Annotated in this window: 1 rRNA gene; it reads right to left on the bottom strand. The window is 49.6% G+C overall.

What is annotated here, in order from left to right:
• Positions 1-64 precede the first annotated feature (64 nt).
• Positions 65-1640: ribosomal RNA gene (locus AC6UC9_RS06910) — 16S ribosomal RNA — on the bottom strand.
• Between the last annotated feature and the right edge of the window lie 89 nt (positions 1641-1729).

Genomic DNA, 1729 nt, shown 5'->3' on the forward strand with positions numbered 1-1729 from the left:
GAGAGTAAAACTCTCAAAACTAAACAAGACTTCAATAATGTAAGGTTTCCGAATTTTTCCTTAGAAAGGAGGTGATCCAGCCGCAGGTTCTCCTACGGCTACCTTGTTACGACTTCACCCTAATCATCTGTCCCACCTTAGGCGGCAGGCTCCAAAAGGTTACCTAACCGACTTTGGGTGTTACAAACTCTCATGGTGTGACGGGCGGTGTGTACAAGACCCGGGAACGTATTCACCGTGGCATGCTGATCCACGATTACTAGCGATTCCAACTTCATGCAGGCGAGTTGCAGCCTGCAATCCGAACTGAGAACGGCTTTAAGAGATTAGCTTGACCTCGCGGTTTCGCAACTCGTTGTACCGTCCATTGTAGCACGTGTGTAGCCCAGGTCATAAGGGGCATGATGATTTGACGTCATCCCCACCTTCCTCCGGTTTGTCACCGGCAGTCTCATTAGAGTGCCCAACTGAATGCTGGCAACTAATGACAAGGGTTGCGCTCGTTGCGGGACTTAACCCAACATCTCACGACACGAGCTGACGACAACCATGCACCACCTGTCATTCTGCCCCCGAAGGGGACACCTAATCTCTTAGGTTAACAGAAGATGTCAAGACCTGGTAAGGTTCTTCGCGTAGCATCGAATTAAACCACATGCTCCACCGCTTGTGCGGGTCCCCGTCAATTCCTTTGAGTTTCAACCTTGCGGTCGTACTCCCCAGGCGGAGTGCTTAATGCGTTAGCTGCGGCACTGAAGGGCGGAAACCCTCCAACACCTAGCACTCATCGTTTACGGCATGGACTACCAGGGTATCTAATCCTGTTTGCTACCCATGCTTTCGAGCCTCAGCGTCAGTTACAGACTAGACAGCCGCCTTCGCCACTGGTGTTCCTCCATATATCTACGCATTTCACCGCTACACATGGAGTTCCACTGTCCTCTTCTGCACTCAAGTTTCCCAGTTTCCGATGCACTTCTCCGGTTAAGCCGGAGGCTTTCACATCAGACTTAGAAGACCGCCTGCGCTCGCTTTACGCCCAATAAATCCGGACAACGCTTGCCACCTACGTATTACCGCGGCTGCTGGCACGTAGTTAGCCGTGACTTTCTGGTTAGATACCGTCGCGACGTGAGCAGTTACTCTCACGCCCGTTCTTCTCTAACAACAGAGTTTTACGAGCCGAAACCCTTCTTCACTCACGCGGCATTGCTCCATCAGACTTTCGTCCATTGTGGAAGATTCCCTACTGCTGCCTCCCGTAGGAGTCTGGGCCGTGTCTCAGTCCCAATGTGGCCGATTACCCTCTCAGGTCGGCTACGCATCATCGCCTTGGTGAGCCTTTATCTCACCAACTAGCTAATGCGCCGCGGATCCATCCAAAAGCGATAGCACAAAGGCCATCTTTCAAACGAAAACCATGTGGTTTTCGTTGTTATACGGTATTAGCATCTGTTTCCAGGTGTTATCCCCTTCTTCTGGGCAGGTTATCCACGTGTTACTCACCAGTTCGCCACTCGCTGCTAACTTAAATCTAGTTAATGCAAGCATCAACTATCAATAAGCGCAGCTCGTTCGACTTGCATGTATTAGGCATGCCGCCAGCGTTCGTCCTGAGCCAGGATCAAACTCTCATTTTAGAAATGAGAAATTTTACTAGCTCATTATTATTTGTTGTTATTCTTTTTCAAAAGAATTAAAAAGCGAATTGACTTCGCAAATGTTTAAT

It is taken from the genome of Fructilactobacillus sp. X7R4C1 (assembly GCF_059901115.1).